22 protein-coding genes are annotated in these 19,443 nt (G+C 50.6%); 16 read left to right on the top strand and 6 right to left on the bottom strand.

The window, feature by feature from the left end:
* From MLE19_RS14910 to MLE19_RS14895, 4 genes are all read left to right on the top strand, one after another.
* The coding region (locus MLE19_RS14910; RefSeq protein ID WP_340163105.1) for a redoxin family protein at positions 1 to 268 on the top strand (268 nt) is incomplete at its 5' end.
* 67 nt (positions 269 to 335) lie between these two features.
* Entirely contained in the window at positions 336 to 1,148 is an 813-nt protein-coding gene (gene lgt, locus MLE19_RS14905) for a prolipoprotein diacylglyceryl transferase (protein WP_008958484.1), read from the top strand.
* Complete coding sequence (locus MLE19_RS14900) at positions 1,145 to 1,687, top strand: protein-disulfide reductase DsbD N-terminal domain-containing protein (protein WP_062362913.1); 543 nt, start codon at positions 1,145 to 1,147, stop codon at positions 1,685 to 1,687. The genes lgt and MLE19_RS14900 overlap by 4 nt, the downstream gene beginning before the upstream one ends.
* Entirely contained in the window at positions 1,688 to 2,422 is a 735-nt protein-coding gene (locus MLE19_RS14895) for a sulfite exporter TauE/SafE family protein (protein ID WP_240718922.1), read from the top strand. It abuts the gene before it with no gap.
* Here MLE19_RS14895 and MLE19_RS14890 read toward each other — a convergent pair.
* Positions 2,419 to 2,844, bottom strand: a complete 426-nt coding sequence (locus MLE19_RS14890) for a MerR family transcriptional regulator (protein ID WP_240718921.1) — start codon at positions 2,842 to 2,844, stop codon at positions 2,419 to 2,421. The two genes, MLE19_RS14895 and MLE19_RS14890, sit on opposite strands and share 4 nt — an antisense overlap.
* A gap of 245 nt (positions 2,845 to 3,089) precedes the next feature.
* Here MLE19_RS14890 and MLE19_RS14885 point away from each other — a divergent pair, with 245 nt between their 5' ends.
* The 12 genes from MLE19_RS14885 (at position 3,090) to MLE19_RS14830 (ending at position 13,216) form a co-directional block, all read left to right on the top strand.
* The gene (locus tag MLE19_RS14885) at positions 3,090 to 3,326 is read left to right on the top strand and encodes a hypothetical protein (RefSeq protein ID WP_062363006.1); all 237 of its coding nucleotides are present in this window, start codon (positions 3,090 to 3,092) and stop codon (positions 3,324 to 3,326) included.
* 100 nt (positions 3,327 to 3,426) lie between these two features.
* Entirely contained in the window at positions 3,427 to 3,867 is a 441-nt protein-coding gene (locus MLE19_RS14880) for a DUF411 domain-containing protein (RefSeq protein ID WP_008958477.1), read from the top strand.
* A gap of 14 nt (positions 3,868 to 3,881) precedes the next feature.
* The gene (locus MLE19_RS14875; protein ID WP_240718920.1) at positions 3,882 to 4,430 is read left to right on the top strand and encodes a TlpA family protein disulfide reductase; all 549 of its coding nucleotides are present in this window, start codon (positions 3,882 to 3,884) and stop codon (positions 4,428 to 4,430) included.
* 12 nt (positions 4,431 to 4,442) lie between these two features.
* Complete coding sequence (locus MLE19_RS14870) at positions 4,443 to 4,826, top strand: hypothetical protein (RefSeq protein ID WP_008958475.1); 384 nt, start codon at positions 4,443 to 4,445, stop codon at positions 4,824 to 4,826.
* Between the two features lie 15 nt (positions 4,827 to 4,841).
* Entirely contained in the window at positions 4,842 to 5,585 is a 744-nt protein-coding gene (locus MLE19_RS14865; protein WP_008958474.1) for a cytochrome c biogenesis CcdA family protein, read from the top strand.
* Between the two features lie 23 nt (positions 5,586 to 5,608).
* Complete coding sequence (locus MLE19_RS14860; RefSeq protein ID WP_133732153.1) at positions 5,609 to 6,475, top strand: WD40/YVTN/BNR-like repeat-containing protein; 867 nt, start codon at positions 5,609 to 5,611, stop codon at positions 6,473 to 6,475.
* On the top strand, positions 6,435 to 6,935 hold the full coding sequence (locus tag MLE19_RS14855; protein WP_240718919.1) for a c-type cytochrome: 501 nt from the start codon (positions 6,435 to 6,437) through the stop codon (positions 6,933 to 6,935). Before MLE19_RS14860 ends, MLE19_RS14855 begins: the two co-directional genes overlap by 41 nt.
* A gap of 1,340 nt (positions 6,936 to 8,275) precedes the next feature.
* Positions 8,276 to 8,482 (top strand): DUF2933 domain-containing protein, encoded by a 207-nt coding sequence (locus MLE19_RS14850; RefSeq protein ID WP_035586996.1) that lies wholly within the window; start codon positions 8,276 to 8,278, stop codon positions 8,480 to 8,482.
* A 40-nt stretch (positions 8,483 to 8,522) separates the two neighbouring features.
* Positions 8,523 to 8,867 carry a hypothetical protein gene (locus MLE19_RS14845; protein WP_022522184.1) on the top strand — a complete coding sequence of 115 codons (345 nt, stop codon included), beginning with the start codon at positions 8,523 to 8,525 and terminating at the stop codon, positions 8,865 to 8,867.
* Positions 8,868 to 9,087: 220 nt separating this feature from the next.
* The gene (locus MLE19_RS14840) at positions 9,088 to 10,425 is read left to right on the top strand and encodes an APC family permease (RefSeq protein WP_008958468.1); all 1,338 of its coding nucleotides are present in this window, start codon (positions 9,088 to 9,090) and stop codon (positions 10,423 to 10,425) included.
* Between the two features lie 27 nt (positions 10,426 to 10,452).
* Positions 10,453 to 10,911: a hypothetical protein gene (locus MLE19_RS14835; RefSeq protein WP_008958467.1), complete on the top strand. Its 459-nt coding sequence runs from the start codon at positions 10,453 to 10,455 to the stop codon at positions 10,909 to 10,911.
* The gene (locus tag MLE19_RS14830; protein WP_008958466.1) at positions 10,904 to 13,216 is read left to right on the top strand and encodes a heavy metal translocating P-type ATPase; all 2,313 of its coding nucleotides are present in this window, start codon (positions 10,904 to 10,906) and stop codon (positions 13,214 to 13,216) included. The genes MLE19_RS14835 and MLE19_RS14830 overlap by 8 nt, the downstream gene beginning before the upstream one ends.
* A gap of 807 nt (positions 13,217 to 14,023) precedes the next feature.
* On the opposite strand, the gene MLE19_RS14825 is transcribed toward MLE19_RS14830, so the two are convergent.
* The 5 genes from MLE19_RS14825 to MLE19_RS14805 all read right to left on the bottom strand — a co-directional run bounded on the left by MLE19_RS14825 (position 14,024) and on the right by MLE19_RS14805 (position 19,440).
* Complete coding sequence (locus MLE19_RS14825) at positions 14,024 to 14,479, bottom strand: DUF305 domain-containing protein (protein WP_240718918.1); 456 nt, start codon at positions 14,477 to 14,479, stop codon at positions 14,024 to 14,026.
* 107 nt (positions 14,480 to 14,586) lie between these two features.
* Complete coding sequence (locus MLE19_RS14820; RefSeq protein WP_133732152.1) at positions 14,587 to 15,978, bottom strand: MBL fold metallo-hydrolase; 1,392 nt, start codon at positions 15,976 to 15,978, stop codon at positions 14,587 to 14,589.
* 456 nt (positions 15,979 to 16,434) lie between these two features.
* On the bottom strand, positions 16,435 to 18,387 hold the full coding sequence (locus MLE19_RS14815) for an AAA family ATPase (RefSeq protein WP_208797096.1): 1,953 nt from the start codon (positions 18,385 to 18,387) through the stop codon (positions 16,435 to 16,437).
* 212 nt (positions 18,388 to 18,599) lie between these two features.
* Positions 18,600 to 19,037 (bottom strand): VPA1267 family protein, encoded by a 438-nt coding sequence (locus MLE19_RS14810; protein WP_022522143.1) that lies wholly within the window; start codon positions 19,035 to 19,037, stop codon positions 18,600 to 18,602.
* Positions 19,030 to 19,440: a hypothetical protein gene (locus MLE19_RS14805; protein ID WP_022522142.1), complete on the bottom strand. Its 411-nt coding sequence runs from the start codon at positions 19,438 to 19,440 to the stop codon at positions 19,030 to 19,032. Before MLE19_RS14805 ends, MLE19_RS14810 begins: the two co-directional genes overlap by 8 nt.
* Positions 19,441 to 19,443: the final 3 nt, after the last annotated feature.

Raw genomic sequence — 19,443 nt, 5'->3', positions numbered from 1 at the left:
CTTAGCCGCGCGAGGCGTCCGCTTGGTTGGCATCAACTACAAGGATACCCAGGCAAAGGGACTCGAGTTTCTTGACGAGTTTGGGAATCCTTTTGAAGTCAATATTTTTGATCCAGAGGGTAACCTAGGTTTTGAGCTAGGTGTTTATGGCGCACCAGAAAGCTATCTGGTCGATACCGAGGGCACTATTCGTTACAAACATACAGGTTACATAACTTCTGAAGATGTTGAGCGAGTCATCCAGGAAGTCGAGAAGTGGAAACGATAAAACGGCTCTTAAGACGCAATAATTTTTGTTGATGACTCCAACAGTAACGATTGATTAAGGAAGATATATGCTGCAATACCCTCAAATCGACCCGATCGCCATCGCCATAGGCCCTCTTCAGATTCACTGGTATGGCTTAATGTATGTAATCGGGCTAGTGGCCGCTTGGTGGTTGGGTCGGCGTCGCGCCCACCGACTCGGCCTAAGCCACGATGATATAGGCGACCTGATCTTCTACGCCGCCATCGGCATCATCGTTGGCGGCCGCCTTGGCTATGCACTGTTTTACGGGCTCGAACAACTGCAAGCCAACCCCCTTTGGTTACTAAAAATCTGGGAAGGAGGCATGAGCTTTCATGGCGGCCTTGCCGGTGTGTTAGTGGCTGCCTGGCTGTTTGCTCGCAAACATCAACTGGCTTTTATTCAACTGACCGACTTCATTGCTCCGTTAGTCCCCATCGGCCTGGGAGCGGGTCGCCTCGGGAACTTCATCAATCACGAGTTACCGGGGAGAGTTAGTGATGTACCTTGGGCAATGGTGTTTCCATCCATGATGGAGCTGGGCCCAGAGCCACGGCATCCTTCGGCTCTCTACGAGTTTGCCCTTGAAGGTGTCGTGTTGTTTGCCGTGCTGTGGTGGCTATCGCGCCGACCACGTCAGCGGGGCCTCATCTCTGGGCTGTTCCTGCTTCTGTATGGAGCCTTCCGTTTCATCGTAGAGTTCGTGCGCCTCCCCGACCCTCAGTTGGGATTCATCGCTTTTGGCTGGTTAACCATGGGGCAGCTACTGACACTACCAATGATCGTCGCGGGCTTTGCTCTGGTCGCTTGGTCCAGAGGTCAGCCAATGGATAAGCCAAAGGCGGCGTTAAACTCATGAAACAAGTCTTCGCTTTTCTAACGGTGGCACTCTTTATAGTCACCCCGGTAGCGGCACGTGAAGAGATGTTTGAGGTTGGTGACAAAAGTTCCCCCTTTAACCGTTCGCCCCAACGTGACTTTCTACCGGCTAAAGAAGCCTTCCGAACCACCGCCTGGCGAGACGATGATCGAGTTTATATCGGCTTCACCGCCGCCGAAAATTACTACCTTCACCGGCATCAGTTCGCGATTGAGAGTCTCTCTCAAGATATCAATTTCGGTGAGTTGGCTTTGCCTCCTGGCGAGCCAATGTCGCACGCGTCTTTAGGGAACATTAACGTTTTCTACGATCAGGTGTTGGTGAGTGCGCCCATCGAGGCGAGCGACACCGTTACCGGGCCGCTGGCCATCATGGTGACCTTTCAGGGCTGTTCCGACCAAGGACTCTGCTATCCACCCGAACAGGTCGAAATCGTATCACCGTACGGTTCGCCTCCGGCGGCCTTCACCATCAGCCCCTCCCGTGATACGGCGGGTAGCTCCAAAGGTGCCCCGTAAATGAATCCCGCCGACATGAGCCTGCCGCCGCTGGCGGCGGCCTTCGTCTTCGGCTTGCTGGGAGGCGCGCACTGTATCGGCATGTGTGGCGGCATCATGAGTGCCCTGACCTTTGCTGTGCCCCCCAGCATGCGACAGCCGAGGCGTTTAGCAGGTCTGTTGCTCGGCTATAATTTAGGTCGTATCAGCAGCTACATGATCGCTGGTGCCTTGGTGGCCCTGCTCGGTTCCGTGCTCAACCATGCACTGGACAGCTTCGCCCTGGTGTTGCGTATCCTGGCGGCGGTCATGTTGATACTAATGGCACTGTATATCGCCAACTGGTGGAAGGGCTTGCTACGTATCGAGGCACTGGGGCGCGTCCTGTGGCGCCGCATCGAACCAATAGGCCGTCGCTTGATGCCTGTTGTAAAAGTACCCCAAGCATTCGCACTTGGCTCGCTATGGGGCTGGATGCCCTGTGGGCTAATCTATTCGATGCTGGCCTGGAGTCTTGCTGTAGCCGAGCCATTGCGTGCCGCCGCGATGATGGGGGCCTTTGGGCTCGGCACCTTGCCTGCCGTCCTAGCGACCGGAGTGGCAGCGCGCCGTGTCTCAATATGGATACGTAGCCCCGCGACTCGTACGCTGGCAGCACTGCTGATTATTACGTTTGCTGTCTGGCAACTCTGGCATCTGCAGTCCATGATAGGGATGGAGGATACGCACAGTGCCATGACTTCGCCGCATCACTAATGATCACTTCGCGAATCATTAGCCTCGAAAACTAATTTACCTGTCCCAAGCGATTCGATGAGCTCCTTCAGGCTGAAACTTTCAGTCATCTTGTCTTGATTCATATTATCTATCCAGCGCGCTATCACCTGGAACTCTTGAGCCCGCAAGTAAAGACGTCCCCTTTGAGTGGCGAGTGGTACTGGTTCAATAAACTCTGCAGTGCCTTGATCCGCCCAAGATAATATTTGCTTGATCTCTGGAAGACTAACACCCAGCGAACGCAGGCAATCGATAAAACGTAGGCGCCCCAAGGACTCTGCATCGTAGAGTTGATAACCGTTGCGCGGGTCGCGGTGCGGTTGCAATAACCCTTCCCTTGTATAGTGGCGTACCGTTTCTGCCGTTACCCCTCCCGTCTGAGCCAGCTCTGAGACTCGCATTGGCTTATCCTCATTCGTTTATTCGTAGCCAGCTTACAACCGTTAGGCTGCCCAAAGGTCAAGTCTTCAGCTGAGCGCTCATGACAAACATTTAGGTTGTATAACGAATTTAAAATGAGGCCTTGACCTTAAAGTCTACTTTAAGGATATCTTAAAAAAGCACTCCTGCCACAGGATAAAAAACCGTAATCAAGTCCTACCACCAGCGCGTTTGGCAGAGTGACTCACATACAGAGGAGAGTGTCATGCGTAAACGTAATACTGCGATCCTGTTTACTGCCATTGTTGCTGCCAGCAGCTTCGGAGCTAGCTCGCTTTTTGCCCAAGAAGAGAATCAACAGAAGCCGATGGAGGGCAACGCCATGCATAGCAATATGATGCAAGCAGGGGGTATGCACGACATGATGGGCGATATGAAGTCCATGATGGAAAAATGTAACGCCATGATGGAAAACATGCAGCATGAGAACGACGACGCTTAAAGCGGCTCGGATGGGGTTGCTTGTACGCAAGCAACCTTTTTCTTATGCGGGCAGCGTCAATGAGACCTTCCGCCCTGTTAACTAACCGGACACTCAATATATGAAACATTGGCAAGCGTTAGCTGTTACGTCTTTGCTGGCTTTTCCCGTATCGGGATTGGCGGCTGATATATCAGCGACCCTCTACAAAAATCCCAATTGCGGGTGTTGTGCCGAATATGCCAAATATTTGGAACAAAACGGCTTCGACGTGGAGACGGTCGACACCCATGATCTAGTGGAAATGAAAGCCGAGTATAACGTCCCTGAAGAACTGCATGGCTGCCATACCACGGTCGTAGGAGACTATCTCTTCGAAGGGCATGTGCCTGTTGAGAGTGTGACCCAAGTGCTTGATGAAAAGCCCTCTATCATAGGGCTGAGTGTGCCGGGAATGCCGCTTGGCTCACCGGGCATGTCGGGAGAAAAACGCGGCCCGCTCGAGGTCTATGCCATAGCCTCGCAACCGACCGATAGCCCCGACATTTACGCGACTCACTAAGGGATAGTGCGGCGATGAAACACCCCATCCTGACAGGATATCTCGTAGCCGTATTTCTGATGACTGCCACATCCCTTGCCATGGCCGCCCCGTCAGAAAGCTCAGGGCCACAAGGGTTTCTTCTCTGGGCCACCCCCAACGACGTATCGGAAATCAGTTTCGAGGATAGCGGCGGCACCCCTTTAACGTTGGCTGACTTTGAAGGAAAACTGATTTTACTCAACATCTGGGCAACATGGTGTGGGCCTTGTCGAGAGGAAATGCCCACTTTAGATGCCCTCCAGGCTGAGCTTGGCAGCGATAATTTTGAAGTGGTCGCCTTATCGATCGACCGTAAGGGGATCGAGATTGTTAATGAATTTTATCAAGAGATAGGCATTGAGCATCTGGCTCCCTATATAGATAAAACCGGGATGGCTAGTGCAGATCTTGGGGCTGTAGGTATTCCCACGACGCTTCTACTTGACCGCCAAGGCAAAGAAATTGGGCGCCTCGTGGGGGAAGCCGAGTGGAACACTCAAGACATGATCGACTTTCTTACCGAAATGATTGCAACCAGATAATGAGGTAGCACCATGAGTTGTTGTGACGACAAAACCCAACAGAGCAAACAAAAATCGGGGCTACAAGGCCTGTTGACAGGGCCTCGCGGCCTGATGTTGCTGGGTGGCGTGGCAGTGGCTGGCGGCCTTGCTTTTGGCTGGGATAACCTGGTCTTGCTCGGCATCGCGCCTATTCTATTGAGCCTATTGCCATGTCTCATTATGTGCGGATTAGGCCTATGCATAATGAAGTGCAAAGACAAAAAAGGTGAAGCGACCGAGCAAAGCGACGCTACCAATGTTCAGGCCCAGGTAGAAGACGCTTCAGAAGTGAATGCCGACACAGCGCCCACCACTCACCAAATAGTAGATCAAAGCGAGTCAATCAAGCAGTCCTCGTCAAAATTCCAAGCCTAGCATAGGTAAAGGATAATGCTTGAAGTAGCCAATATAGGACTTGCCACTGCCTTTCTGGCAGGCCTGATCTCGTTTATTTCGCCCTGTGTTTTGCCACTTGTGCCTGGCTATCTTTCATTCATGACCGGCCGCTCGCTCGGACAACTACAGGAAGCGGATAGACGAGAGCGTCTTCGGGTATTAACCCAGTCAATGTGGTTCGTGCTCGGTTTTTCAACCGTTTTTTTGATGCTGGGAGCCAGTGCCACAGCCATTGGTCGTCTGCTGTTGGTGTATCGCCAAGAAGCAAACCTAGTCGGTGGCCTTATCGTCATCCTGTTTGGTGCCTTCATGACCGGGCTCATGCCGTGGCGCTGGTTTCAGCAAGAATGGCGGTTTATGGGTCGACTGAAGGACGTCGGCGGAAGCCGCAGTGCGGCTTATCTGCTTGGTTTAGCGTTTGCATTTGGCTGGACCCCCTGCATTGGCCCGATTTTGGGTGCCATTCTTACCGTCAGCGCCTCCACGGCCAACGCCTGGAGCGGGATGGCGTTGCTCGGCGTTTATTCTTTGGGTCTGGGCGTGCCCTTCATGCTGAGTGCTATTTCGCTCGATCGCTTCATAAAGCACCAGAAATTCCTGCGTCGCTGGGGGCATTTCATACATATAGCGGCTGGGTTGATCATGATTCTGATGGGTAGCTTAATGATCACAGGCAAACTATCCGAGCTGTCATATTGGTTATTGCGTACTTTCCCTGCCCTAGGTGTTATCGGCTAATCGTTATTTAAGGAAATATTGAAATGCACATGATCGTGAGTCGTTTTTTACGTGTCTTCTTACTGACAGGCTTGGCCGCAGTCAGCTTTGGCAGCGCCATTACGGCCTTGGCAACTGAAGAAGGGTTGCTTGCACTGCAATATGACGTAACAGGCAAACGACTGTTTAAAATTGAGGCTAACCAGCTATTTCAGCGTACCGACGAAGGCTTGGTTTGGAATGCGATTCCCTTGCCCGAAGACGTGAATGAAGGCCAGTTGCGCGCGGTATCGGTCCCCTCCACTGATCCGCAAGCGCTCTATATCGCAGGCCCCTCAATCGGGGTGCAGCGTAGCACCGACAATGGAGAAACCTGGCAAGAGCTCAGCGCTAACCTACCTAGCCGGGAGGTGACTGCGCTAACCGTGCATCGCCGCCAGGACGAAACACTTTATGCGGTGATTGCCGAAAACGGCATCTACCAAAGCCAAGATGCTGGCACCACCTGGAAAAAAATGGACAGTGGTCCTTCACAAAAGGTTAACCGACTCGTTCACTCTGACATGGAAGGTAGCATGCAGACTGGCTGGCTTTACGCGGTATCGGACGATGCGGTGCGTCTATCGATGGACTGCTTTTGCGGCTGGAGACCGACCGGAGAGCTTGATGCTGGCAGCGTCTATGATATGGCTTATAGCCTTGACAACCCAAAGCGAGTCTATGTGGCTACGCAGCAGGGCCTATGGCGAAGCGAAACGGGTGGACAAGAGTGGCAACCAGTAGCTGGTGACGGCACAGTGCTCGTTGCGCTCACCCTCTCTCCCAAAGGCACGCTCTATGGTTTAAATCAGAAAGGGGAGCTTTTGCGCAGTGAAGACGAAGGCCAATCCTGGGCTTATCCCGATGCGTAAGCGCTGGTTCTTTGCCTTATGGCTGACACTAATGGTTGTGGGGCACGCCATGGCTGAGGATCGCCTTTTTTCAAGCAATACTCCTCAGTTGGAAGACGGAAAAATAGTTTACCGACAATACTGTGCCAGTTGCCACGGTACACAAGGCGAAGGCATGCCCAACTGGGAAGGGCAAAATGCTCTGGGGGAGTTACCTGCTCCACCACATGGGCCAGAGGGCCATACCTGGAAACACTCTGATGCCATGCTCTACCGAATTATTGCTGAAGGTTGGCGTGACCCCTGGAATAAAACTGATAGGCTAACAATGCCAGCGTACCAGGAGATTTTGGCTCCCACCGAGATCCGCGATGTGGTGAATTATCTCAAGTCATTATGGACGCAAGAGCAAAGGCGTCACCAAGCAGACGAAAGTGCTGAGAACCCCTTTCCCATACAAACTGAAATACCCCCAGAGTAAATAATAGTGTCTATGCCCTATAACAAATTTTCTTAGTCACCTTATGGGTCACCACACTGTTAGCTACCGTCTCAACCGCCCACTTGTGTTATTAAGTAGAAAACAACCTCTTGGTCCTTTTAACTCCGACAAACCTGCTCCCGGCGAATGCTAGCCCTTACTTAGAAAACCAACTTCGCATTGTCAGCGAATAAATATACACTTTAGCGAATCTCAAATGTTTATGTTGAGACATGGAAGTTAACAAATTTCATATAAAATAAACTTATTACCTAACGACTGAGGCGCCTTCAGGCTTAGTAAGATCGACTGGCTCACTTCACAATAAAGTTTTCGTCGCGCCACATATTTGATCTGAAGGCTGTGGAAGGGAGTTAGATTATTATGTTAGGTAAGCAATATAGTGTTAATAAACAACTAAGAGGTTCATAACGGTGACAACGACCCACTCCAGCGCTCGCGCTTATGGTTGCAAACAGGAGAGTACATATGTCCGTTTGGCTTGTAGATCGTTGACCTGCTCGTGCACATGGGCCTTAGGTGAACGTAAACCTGCTGACTTCGCGATAAGAGATTGACGCGTTTACAGAGCAGGAACATGTCGATACGATTTCCCAGGGATATCTGGGCTATGAACGTATTGGCGGCTATGAAGAGCTTCATGAGCACCTGGGAGTTAGCGTTTCAGACCCTAATGCGACCACCTATCGCCCTGTGCTGGCAATTTTTGCCACTGCGTTACTCATCGATTTTTCTGCCAGTTGGGAGGTTCAGTGCATAATATTCACTGCACGCGTGCTAGAGTATGCCGTAGCCACAGCGATCATACCCCCGGGTCTGCAAAAGCTGCAGGGCGTAGCGAGCTTTAGCGCCATGTTTCTCAACTATGACCTGCACGCCCAGCGCCAAGTCCCCTTCAGTTACGTTTACCTTCACGCCTAGATACTTCCGAAGCTACTAATTGCTGGCCGATACGCTTATCTGGCTGGCTGCGCCACTGGCGCTATTCGTTGGCACCGTGTGACAGGTTCTGTCTTTAAAGCGATATACCTCGATAAACGTGAGCTCAAGTGCGCCTGTGTCGGCAACAGTAATACCCATTAAGCTTTGTATCGCTCACCGAAAACCTAATGATGATGGGAATGAGGCTATGGATACCGCTTGGGTAATTATCGCCTACTTTTTGCGAGGCGCTTGATCAGGATCATATTTCCCTCCGATGCTGTTCAGGTTGCGTTCAGACAAATCATCCATGCTGTTATTGGGGTTATTTATTTGATTTTTCCCAAACCAACGGCCTTAACTGCTGTTGGCTCTTTGGGCGAGTTACTGAGGTGATTATGAGTAACAGTACAAGTAGTCGTTTGCTGATGTTGTGGGTGCCACTTGCTGGGTTTGTCATTTGGGCGGGATACCTGATTGGAACCGAGCACCGTCTCCACCTATTTCAGTTCTTACCTTTCCTCTTTTTGGCAGCATGCCCACTGATGCATATTTTCATGCATAAACACCACGGCGGTCATAAGGACAAAATAGACAAGGACTGAACCACTCTATATATACATGTACGCGCCTGGGAGAAAGACCATGAAAACGACACAACAAGAGCACCGCTTGGGTGTTTCCAAAAACACACTGGTGACTCGGAATTTAAAAATCAAGCCTAGTAAATCCAAACGCATTGAAGAAGCGCTGTCAGATATCGACCGACTCTATGGAATGGATAAGGTGGTCTACAACGAGAAAAACCGAAATATCAGCCTTGCTTACGATGCGCTGAGGCTCTGCATCGATGACGTTGAAAAAATTCTCAAGCTCCATGACATACAGGTCAGCGCTGATCGGTGGAACCGCTTTAAGAAGGAGTATTACCGTTTCGTCGATCAGAACGTTAAAGACAACGCTAAACAGGAACCTTGGAGCTGTCATTAATAGTCATAACGGCTACATGACACAACCAGGAGCAAGACTAGCTAGTTTAGGGTAAGAGCTGCTTGCCTGTGGCCTCGCAAAATCAGACCTTCCGTTAGTCATTTGCCATGTGGCTGCACATAGGTTCTATATTTAATTTATATAGCATCAAAAAACACCGCACAGGAGTCCTCGGCAGTTATTGCTGCTGTGGTTGCCGTTAATACAAGGAGTCGCTTTCATGGTTGGGCAGGATAGAACGCCACAATATAAAGAAAACAGTCTTTCGTTGGTCGGTGCCGTTGCATTAGGCACCGGCGTGATGATTGGGGCCGGTATTTTTGCGCTAACCGGCCAAATGGCCGAAATGACTGGTCGGCTATTTCCTCTAGCCTTTCTGGCCGCTGCCGTCATTGTCTCTTTCAGCGCTTATTCTTACGTTAAAATGTCCAATACCTTCCCATCAGCAGGTGGGATTGGCATGTATTTACAGAAAGCGTATGGCCCGACGCTTCCCACCGCCTTTCATGCCCTCCTGATGTATTTTTCCATGGTGATCGCACAGAGTTTTTTGGCGAGAACGTTTGGTTCCTACACGCTTGAGTTGTTTGACCTGGGGGATCGTTCACTATTTGTGCCCCTACTCGGGGTTGGTTTACTGCTAATAGCCTTTTTGATCAATTTATCCGCCAACCGCTTGATCGAGACCGTCGCCTCGGTGCTCGGATTTATCAAAATAGGTGGCATTATAGTGTTTGGTATTGTCGGCGTGTTTATTGCCGACTCCATCGAAATGGGTGCTGGCAACGATGCACCTACGCCTACGATAACGGGCTTTTTAGGTGCTACGGCGCTCGGCATACTGGCATTTAAAGGCTTCACGACGATTACCAATAGTGGTTCGGAGCTTAAAGATCCTAAGCGGAATCTTGGCAAAGCTATCACGATCTCGATTGCGCTATGCGTGGTGATCTATGCCCTTGTCGGTTTTGCCGTTGCCAGCAACCTATCTTTGCCTGAAATTATCGAAACCCAAGACTACTCCCTGGCCGCCGCTGCCCGTCCCGCACTGGGTGAAGCGGCAGTTGCGTTTACCGTCATTCTCGCCATGTTGGCAACGGCGGGCGGTATCATCGCCAGCGTCTTTGCCGTTTCACGCATGCTCGCCATGCTGACAGAAATGAAGCTGGTTCCTCACCGCCATTTCCACATGCCCGGCAGTGTACAAAAGCATACACTGGTGTACACCATCGTATTTGGCTTAGTGCTCACCGCTTTTTTTGACCTGAGCCGCATCGCAGCATTAGGCATCATTTTCTACCTGATCATGGATATGGCCATCCACTGGGGTGTGCTTCGTCATCTCAAGGACAGAGTGGGGGCTAATCCTGTTATTCCTAGCATTGCCATACTACTAGATGCTGTCGTGTTAATCGGCTTTTTATGGGTAAAAGCCATCTCGGACCCCATGGTGCTCATCGTTGCTGGCGTAGTAATGGCTACTCTTTTACTCGGCGAATGGATTTTCCTATCCAAACGCGACGCTTCAAACGATAGCGAGCACTCTCACACTCATTAACGTTAATAGCGTTATAGGAGGTACCAAATGGACGTTAGAACCTTTGGTGAATTGATCGATTGGACCCGTCAGTTACACGAGCATCTTGCAGCTTGCCTTGCTCATTGCGCCGATATACACGAAGAAGAGCGCGCTCGCATGTTGCTCAATTACTTAGCTGCACAGGAAGCGGAAATGCAGCGCGTTGTGGCGCGCTTTGAACAGACTGCTGACGCGAAAGCATTAAAAACCTACGTTTATGACTATTTGGAGCATAAACCTATCCGTACGCATCGTACCTGCGATGCGCCCTATTCCACGCTAAGTGTTGACGACATTTGCCGAGAGGTTTTTGATTTCCATGAACAAACGATAAACCTTTATCGAACCCTCGTTGGCAAAGCGGAAATTCCTGAGGCTAAAGAGCTCTTAGATTCCCTTTTAGCACTTGAAGAGCACGAAGCCATGCGCCTTGTTCGCCAAACGGGGAGAATGAACGATGTCTGAAGACCATAACGAGACAAAGGTGAAAGACCCTGTTTGTGGCATGGACGTTGATCCCCATACCTCCCGCCACCGTGCCGATCACGCGGGTAAGACTTGGTACTTCTGCTCAGAAAAGTGTCAGGAAAAGTTTATTGCCAAGCCTGATGCGTATCTTGAGCCAAGCAAACAGTCACAAGCGTCAGTACCCTCGGGGTCTATTTATACTTGCCCGATGCACCCAGAAGTTCGACGAGAAGGCCCAGGCGACTGTCCAATCTGTGGCATGGCGCTGGAACCTGAGACCGTCTCTGCTGACACCGGCCCTTCGGACGAACTCAAGGACATGACCAGGCGTTTCTGGATCGGCCTAGTACTGACCCTCCCCGTGTTTGCCCTAGAAATGGGTGGCCACGTGTTTGGCCTTATGCATTTTATTTCCCAGCAAACCTCTAACTGGATTCAACTGCTGCTGGCAACGCCGGTAGTCGTCTGGGCAGGTTGGCCATTCTTTGTACGCGGATGGCGTTCGCTAGTGCATCGCAGCCTTAATATGTTCACGCTAATCGCGATCGGTACCGGCACCGCGTTGCTCTACAGTTTGCTGGCCACCCTCACACCGGGCATCTTTCCCGACGCCTTCCGTCAAGCCGATGGTTCGGTGGCCGTTTATTTCGAAGCAGCGGCAGTGATTGTCGTTTTAGTTTTACTGGGACAAGTATTAGAGCTACGCGCTCGTGAAAAAACCTCTGGCGCTATTCGTGCTCTGCTCGACTTGGCGCCTGCTACCGCTCGACGCCTTGATGATCAGGGCAATGAGGAAGATATCTCTCTTGACCAGGTTCAGGTAGGGGATCGTCTCCGGGTGCGCCCCGGCGATAAGGTGCCATTAGATGGCGAAGTGATGGAAGGTCGCTCCAACGTTGACGAATCCATGGTTACCGGTGAACCACTAGCGGTGAAAAAGGAAGTCGGCGATGGCGTCATTGGCGGCAGCATCAATGGTCAAGGATCCTTTGTCATGCGCGCTGACAAGGTGGGCCAGGACACGATGCTGTCGCAGATTGTGCAAATGGTCGCCAGCGCCCAGCGCAGCCGCGCACCCATTCAAGGGCTTGCCGACAAAGTCGCCAGCATCTTTGTACCCGTCGTTATTCTCATTGCTGTTGTGGCTTTCATCGCCTGGTCATTGTGGGGCCCTACCCCGCCGATGGCGTTTGGCCTTATTGCGGCGGTTAGTGTTCTGATCATTGCCTGCCCGTGCGCGCTAGGTCTTGCTACCCCCATGTCAATTATGGTCGGTGTAGGGCGCGGTGCCCAGTTAGGCGTGTTGATTCGCGATGCCGAAGCTCTTGAACGTCTAGAGAAGGTCGACACCGTCGTCGTCGACAAAACCGGCACGCTTACCGAAGGCAAACCACGAGTGACCGAGTTGATTCTCACTGAAGGCATTGCTGAATCGGAGCTTTTGCGCTTGGCAGCTAGTCTTGAGCGAGGCAGCGAGCACCCCTTGGCCCATGCAATAGTCGAAAAGGCTAAAGAGGCAGAGGTAAAATTAACAGAAGCGTTGGACTTCGAGGCTCCCAATGGCATGGGCGTTATAGGCCAGATAGATGGCAAGCGTATTGCCCTGGGCAACCGGCTATTGATGGAAAGCGAGGGCGTTAACACCCAGTCTCAAGACACACATGCCGATCAATTGCGCAGCGACGGTGCTACTGTCATCTTTGCGAGCATCGACGGGAATTTAGCTGGGCTGCTCGCCATTGCCGATCCGGTCAAGGAAACCACCGAAGAAGCCATTCGTTCACTCCAGGCTGACGGCATTCGAGTGGTGATGCTGACAGGCGATAATCGCACCTCCGCCAACGCTGTGGCACGTCGGCTAGGCATTGATGAGGTCGAAGCTGAAGTGCTTCCAGAGGATAAAGGCCGAGTGATTCAGCGTCTCCGTGATGAAGGGCGCATTGTTGTCATGGCCGGCGACGGCGTGAACGATGCACCTGCGCTGGCTACAGCGGATGTCGGCATTGCCATGGGAACCGGCACCGATGTGGCGATAGAAAGCGCTGGGGTTACTCTACTGCGAGGAGATCTTACCGGTATTGCCACGGCGCATAAGCTCTCAAAAGCCACCATGCGTAATATTCGCCAAAATCTCTTTTTTGCCTTTGCTTACAACGCGGCAGGCATCCCCATTGCCGCAGGGATTTTGTACCCCTTCACAGGTATGCTGTTATCACCGATTATCGCGGCGGCGGCGATGTCACTCTCTTCAGTGAGCGTGATTGGCAATGCTTTACGACTTAGGATGATTGCTATTAAGTAACAATATCTACTCGAAGATAAATCACTCAGTTGTTCATGTTCACTATGGATATTATCCTCACGTGCATTAGCCCGAACATTTTGATCTCAACTTTTTCCTTTATGGGTTGTTTGCCATGACATCTGAGGCAACCCATTCTTTGACCTCCACCTGATGGAGGATCATGCCATGAATGTTTCGACTGAAATCTCCTTTACACCTTGGAATAAAGGCAAGTTGGTTGGGGAGAAGGCACCTCTGAGTCTAAAAGATATCTGGGCCATCCGTGTGCGCCTACAGCTTGCCAAAAAGACGAGAGAACTCTTGCCCTCTACAATTTAGCTATCGATAGCAATCTACGAGGCTGCGACCTCTTCAATTTACGAGTACGGGCTATAGCCCATGTTGCGTGCATATCTTCACGAGCCATTATGATACAGCAAAAGTCACATTGACCTGTCCAGTTCGAAATTACCGAGCAAACTCACATCGCTATTATCTACTGGATACAGCTTGCTCAGCTCCGGAGCGAAGACTTCTTGTTTTCCAGCCGAATCAATAGCGCAAAGCATCTATCCACGCGCCAATATGCCCGTATTGTGAAAGCCTGGGTCACCGAAATGGGTCTAGATGCGTCAATCTATGGCACACACTATGCGGCGCACCAAATCGTCTCTGATATATCGACGCACGAAAAACTTAAGGGCTGTACAACTGTTCCTAGGTCTCCCGAAGTTGGAAAGCCACAACCGGTGAGGTAAACAGTGCCTAATGTGATAATCGGAAAGATAAAAATCTGACGTGAACGGTTTTATGAAAAAATAAACATCAGTCCGCTTTTTCCAAGTCGTTTATGAGCTGTTTCATTTCCTCAATTTCGCGACGCTGTGCAGCAATGATTTCATCTGCCAGCTCACGGACACGCGGATCTGAAATTTTCGCTCGCTCACTGGTCAGGATCGCGATTGAATGATGGGGAATCATTGCTTTCATGTAATCGGTGTCATCTACGGTAACCTGGCTACGGACGATCCATAATGCAGCAATGAAAAGCACAGCACTGCCTGCATAGATGGCGATGTTTATCTTTTTTTTCTGATACATATTGAGCATAAAGCTCAACATCACTACCGCCATCACAGCCCCCATGACAAGAGCAATCCATGCTCTAGTTTCGCTCCAGAAAACATGGTCAAAAGCGTACGTGTTCAGATACATCAACCCATACATAATGATTGTCGATGTAGCGACCATTGCGACGAAACGCCAGTAAGACATTTTCATAGATTTTTCCTTTAAAATCAATATAATAATGAAATTATCGCATGATGCCTACGTACTCGTATTTTGCGATTTTGAGCGGCATGGGAGTACTGATACACCGGTTCAGCTCAGCTCGTTTCAATAGGCAGACCTGCTGCGTTCCAAGCCGCCCATGACCCTGGCGTGTTCGCCACGTCGGAGAAGCCAGCTCGCTTCAGAAGGCTGGCGGCAATCGAGGCTCGATAGCCTGATCCGCAGTAAGTGGCGATGGTCTTGTTCGGATCTAATTTATCTAGTTGCTCGGCAAGATGGACGACGTAAATATGCTTTGCGCCCGGTACTCGTCCATTGGCAACCTCATTGGGACTACGCACATCAAGCACCTGAACATCGGGCTCTTCACGCCGAGCGTTCAGCTCGTGGACGGTCCACTCCTGCAACCTGCTCAGGGGTAGTGCCGCATTCTGCCAATCCGTTATACCATTGTGCAGGTAGCCACGAATGTCATCCAGGCCGATGCGGTAGAGCTGGGTAATGGCTTGATGGACATCTTCTGTCGACTCGCCCACCAGCAAAATTGGGCGGGAGTCATAGAGCATCCATCCCGCCCAACTGACAAACTCGTTACGTAACGCGATGTTGATAGCCCCTGGCACATGGCCACCGCCAAATGCCAGTATTGAGCGAATGTCTACGACCTGCATGTTGGCGTTGCCAGCAAGTGATTGAAAGTCATCAGGCGACAGCGGCGGGGCCAGCGATAGGCTTTCCCACTGTTCGATGGCACCGACGTTCAGCTTCTTCAAGCGCGCATAGTGTCGTGGCGGTTCCGGCATATCGGCAAGCAGCGTGTCAATAAACGCCTCTTCGCTACTCTTTTCCTGCAGTACAGAATTAAAAAGCCGTTCGTTGCCAAGCGTAGATTGATGCCTGTCACCTATCGACTTACCGCCCGCCGAACCGGCCCCATGAAAGGAATATATTTCTATCCGATCGCCCAGCGGCAGGTAACGATCAAAGAGAGTGTGAAATAGCTCACTGGCCAGCTTTCGTTCACTGCCCTCTCCAAGCAAATCAGGGCGCCCAACATCCAGGTTGAACAACGTGTCGCCAGTGAATAATGCGATGGGGTCACTGCCTTGCTGCGTATCGAACAGCTGAAGAGAAATGTGTTCAGGCGTATGGCCCGGCGAATGCATGATCTGCAGCCTTACCTGGCCGAGTTCCAATACCTCACCATCGCTGACATGGCGAAGGTCGAACCGGTATTCATCGGAGCGGCCACCAATAACCTGCGCACCAGTGCGGTTCGCCAGTGATTGAGCACCGGATACAAACTCTGCATGAATGTGCGTTTCGATGACATAGGCAATTCGCAGGCCTTGCTCTTTTGCCATCTGCAAGTAGATATCAATATCTCGACGAGGGTCGATTACCGCGGCCACTGCCGCCTTGCTGTCACCAACCAGATAGGAAATCTGTGCTAGGCCACTTGTAAAAAAAGACTCGAAAATAAGCATCGCTACCTCCTTTAAAAGATGGGGGGTGTCATTGCCCAATCGTCCAATATTTTTACGTAAAACGCGTGTGCTTCCTCGTTGTCAACTAACATTTAAGATAGAACGATTTGGCCACTGCAACCACAGTGAAACGTAATCGACGTTAATCTCACAAAAAACGTTAGTCTGTTCGGTGGATCACTGAACGGCACCTGAATACTTGGCGGGGACTGAGATATTGAGGAAGCCTCGGTGCTTTACTTTTTGCACCTGAAAGAGTTTTTGTTGGAGACCGTTCGTTAAACCTGCATTAAGTTACTTACTTGAAGATGATTCGTGCACCCATCGACAAACCTGCCTGGCACCAATACAGTTTTATGCCGGAATGGCAGTCAGTGAAGGAACAGTTGGATGGGCAGGCGGAGGTGATTTTGGTTGGGGTTTGAGGTGCAAGCATTGAAAAATAGGAGTTTCTCCTCATTCCTTCGCCAAAAGTTGTTCTAGATAGCTCAGTCTTTGGTGGGAAAAGCTGGGTTTATGAGTAATCGTTGCTAAGTCACGAGCCGTGCCAACGATATGCACCTCCGACTCAGCGCGTGTAATCGCGGTATAAAGCCATGCTCTATCCACTATTCTCCCAGGCCTAAGGGCAATAATCACACGCGGAAATTGCGATCCTTGTGCTTTGTGAAGTGTAATGCAATAGCCGAGCTCCATTGATTCCTGGATAGCCTGAGTTAACACAATCTCGCTGCCGACATCCAATCGCACCACGCCGAAATATTTTCCTGTAGCCTCGGACTCGGACGAAATTAAAGTACCCAATGACCCATTCTGGATACCTGAGTCGTAATTATTCTCCGTAAATAACACAGAGTCGCCACAGCGAATTTCGCGGAAAAAACGGTCACCTTGCAGCTCAAATTCCATACGCTGTCCGCTTGAATTCACCGCTGCCTGTACGCGCTGATTAATATCAGCTACGAGCGCTTTAGTTGCGCCGACGATGCGGCTACCGTCTGGAGCCTCTGCAAACAGCGCAGTACATTGTTCGGCAATGTTGTTTTGGGGTGTCTCGTGAAAAAAGACTGCACCCATAGACAGCTGCTTAGGAACGATACCCTCGTTAATCATTTGCGAATATTCAGGGATGCCCGTCGACTCCACTTGGCGTTTCACAATATCTAACGTTGTGTTAGCAATCAGGCCCGATGCAACAATATCTGAAAGAACTTTACCGCAACCAATTGGTGGTAACTGATCAGGATCACCCGTGAAAATGATCCGAATATCAGGGCTGAGGTGAGTGACTAGACGATACATGGTGGGTAAATCGACCATGCTGGCTTCATCTATTACGAGCAGGTGCAGAGGTTGAGCACTAGTGGGCTCAACAGGTGCTTGCCGTAGCAGCCCGGCAATAGTCCTTGTTTGGAAACCAATCGACTCCTGCAGGCGCATCGCTGCCCGGCCTGATAGGGCAACGGCGTGTATCTCGTAGCCGAGAGCTTTGAAGGCACTAAGCGTTGTGCGGAGCACAGTGGTCTTCCCCGTTCCTGCACCGCCTGTGATGCAACTAACAGCATTATCCAGAGAGATCGCAATGGCCTGAACTTGACGCTGCGTCAATTCATAAGGCATCTCGGCTAATGAGGTTCTGCAGGCTTGGTCGGCATCCTGGTCATATAAATCGATTTGAGCAGCTAACTTTCTTAGTCGCTTTGCTACAACTGACTCCATCAAGAACTGCGCCGTTGGATGGTAGGTATCAGCTTCCTGGTTCAGCACGAACTGGGCCTTTTGATGACCGACTTCAAAAGCCCGAGACGCAAGCTTTGAAGTGCCAAGCGCCTTACTGACATACGGGCGAATTCGGCTTTGAGTCGTGTAGGTATGGCCTTTTTCGACGTCCTTCCTTATCGCCATCTCAACAGCAGCAATCAGACGTCTAGGGTCTTCATCTGTGATAGTGAAGTTGAGAGAGTCCACTTCCTGGAAGGACATGCCGAAACCCATAAGCACATAGGGATTCTCTTGGATTATTTCAATGGAACGCTCGTGATGAAATTTTAAAAGCCGTTGCTGAACTGGCGCCGGTATGGCGTGCTCGGACATCCAATTACAGGCAGAGAGGTTTGCATACTTGGCATATCCTTCAAACAGTGCATTGACAGAATCAGGGCTCAGTAGCTTCAGTAATTTATTTCGAGACTCTGGTGTATCCTTGCTCACGGTCATATGAAAGTGTTCGCCCAATGCATGCCAGAGCAAGCGGGCTTTCTGCTCTCCGATGCCCTTAAAGTCTTCTTCTTTAGCGATAAATTGAATCAACTGCTCGCCGTCTTGCGGCAAGGTACAAGCAAGCTGTTTTGGCGCATCATAGGTGTGGCGTCTGAACGAATAAGCACCATTCTGCAGAGTGTCGATCACGTACGACCCAGTAACCTTCCAATGCTGACCTATTGACGGTGCGACAGGGAGAGCTGACAAATCGGATTTGATCGTAATGACGTATTTTACGCTACTGACTAACGGAGAGGAGTTGCGAACTGGGACACCGCTGAAAATGACATATCTATCCGTTGCATATGGAATGCTAGTAACTCGCAAGAAATCAGTATCAAATGGGCAGAGCGTATTCATCAGCGCGGCATCACCCCCATTTCGGCTAACGTCTCGGATAGCTCGCCAAAGCGGGCTAGGCGGCGCTCTAGCTCTCTAATTCGGGCTTTGAGTTCTATATTCTCCTGCTCAAGTCGGGCGGAACGATGATCATTGCGCGTTAGACGTGTTGCCGAAATATTGTATTCCCGAGACTGATCGGTTGGTGTATGGGCGGCCTCTACTACTGGTGGAAGGATACTCCGATTCCGTAATTCCGATTCAAGAGCATCGATTTCAGCACGCAAACCAGGATTCTGAGTTAGCGCACTTTTACCACAACCAATTGCCTTAGCAATTTCCACGCGCTTCAACCGACCGAGGTGGATAATTTGTAGAAAATCTTCGTCAGTCTGAGTGGCTCGCCAAGTTCGAAACTGCTCAAGATTGTGTTTTGCTAATTGCTGACCACTAGCCATTGTTCATCTCTTCAGGGCGTTTCTTGATTAGGGTACGTAAATCCAAGTTTGGTATTTCTCTAGCGTTAGATAAAATGCGTTCGATCAACCTCAGTTGCTCATTGTTTTTGCGTTCAAAAATGACTATCTCTGCTTTTAGGTTTTCAATTTGCCGAGCAAGGCTTGCACTCTCCACAGTGACTTCTTCGGGCATTGACGAGGGAACACCGCGTAGCTGATTTTTCTTATCTTTATAAGCGTGTAAGATACCCGTATAGGTGCAGAGTGTCTGGCGAGTAACCCTTATCCCCAGTTCCAGCTCGGCTCGCTCAACCAATGTCGCCCAGGTAAGCTTCCCTTTCCACTTATGAATGAGAACTTCAATTTTGCGTTGTTCCTGAGAGCTTATTTTTGGCAAGGCCATTGA

Origin of the sequence: Vreelandella neptunia, assembly GCF_022489065.1 — a bacterium.
Taxonomy (GTDB): domain Bacteria; phylum Pseudomonadota; class Gammaproteobacteria; order Pseudomonadales; family Halomonadaceae; genus Vreelandella; species Vreelandella neptunia_A.
The sequence above is the reverse complement of the archived record's forward strand: the minus strand, read 5'-3'. Positions and strand labels throughout refer to the sequence as shown.

Excerpts from the sequence above, each read along its gene's own strand:
- MLE19_RS14810 (WP_022522143.1), bottom strand. The coding sequence starts at position 19,037 with ATGGCTAGTGGTCAGCAATTAGCAAAACACAATCTTGAGCAGTTTCGA.
- MLE19_RS14820 (WP_133732152.1), bottom strand. The coding sequence starts at position 15,978 with ATGCTTATTTTCGAGTCTTTTTTTACAAGTGGCCTAGCACAGATTTCC.
- MLE19_RS14840 (WP_008958468.1), top strand. The coding sequence starts at position 9,088 with ATGGTTGGGCAGGATAGAACGCCACAATATAAAGAAAACAGTCTTTCG.
- MLE19_RS14875 (WP_240718920.1), top strand. The coding sequence starts at position 3,882 with ATGAAACACCCCATCCTGACAGGATATCTCGTAGCCGTATTTCTGATG.
- MLE19_RS14870 (WP_008958475.1), top strand. The coding sequence starts at position 4,443 with ATGAGTTGTTGTGACGACAAAACCCAACAGAGCAAACAAAAATCGGGG.
- MLE19_RS14835 (WP_008958467.1), top strand. The coding sequence starts at position 10,453 with ATGGACGTTAGAACCTTTGGTGAATTGATCGATTGGACCCGTCAGTTA.
- MLE19_RS14880 (WP_008958477.1), top strand. The coding sequence starts at position 3,427 with ATGAAACATTGGCAAGCGTTAGCTGTTACGTCTTTGCTGGCTTTTCCC.
- MLE19_RS14890 (WP_240718921.1), bottom strand. The coding sequence starts at position 2,844 with ATGCGAGTCTCAGAGCTGGCTCAGACGGGAGGGGTAACGGCAGAAACG.
- MLE19_RS14900 (WP_062362913.1), top strand. The coding sequence starts at position 1,145 with ATGAAACAAGTCTTCGCTTTTCTAACGGTGGCACTCTTTATAGTCACC.
- MLE19_RS14825 (WP_240718918.1), bottom strand. The coding sequence starts at position 14,479 with ATGAAAATGTCTTACTGGCGTTTCGTCGCAATGGTCGCTACATCGACA.
- MLE19_RS14830 (WP_008958466.1), top strand. The coding sequence starts at position 10,904 with ATGTCTGAAGACCATAACGAGACAAAGGTGAAAGACCCTGTTTGTGGC.
- MLE19_RS14850 (WP_035586996.1), top strand. The coding sequence starts at position 8,276 with ATGAGTAACAGTACAAGTAGTCGTTTGCTGATGTTGTGGGTGCCACTT.
- MLE19_RS14805 (WP_022522142.1), bottom strand. The coding sequence starts at position 19,440 with ATGGCCTTGCCAAAAATAAGCTCTCAGGAACAACGCAAAATTGAAGTT.
- MLE19_RS14885 (WP_062363006.1), top strand. The coding sequence starts at position 3,090 with ATGCGTAAACGTAATACTGCGATCCTGTTTACTGCCATTGTTGCTGCC.
- lgt (WP_008958484.1), top strand. The coding sequence starts at position 336 with ATGCTGCAATACCCTCAAATCGACCCGATCGCCATCGCCATAGGCCCT.
- MLE19_RS14895 (WP_240718922.1), top strand. The coding sequence starts at position 1,688 with ATGAATCCCGCCGACATGAGCCTGCCGCCGCTGGCGGCGGCCTTCGTC.
- MLE19_RS14845 (WP_022522184.1), top strand. The coding sequence starts at position 8,523 with ATGAAAACGACACAACAAGAGCACCGCTTGGGTGTTTCCAAAAACACA.
- MLE19_RS14865 (WP_008958474.1), top strand. The coding sequence starts at position 4,842 with ATGCTTGAAGTAGCCAATATAGGACTTGCCACTGCCTTTCTGGCAGGC.
- MLE19_RS14860 (WP_133732153.1), top strand. The coding sequence starts at position 5,609 with ATGCACATGATCGTGAGTCGTTTTTTACGTGTCTTCTTACTGACAGGC.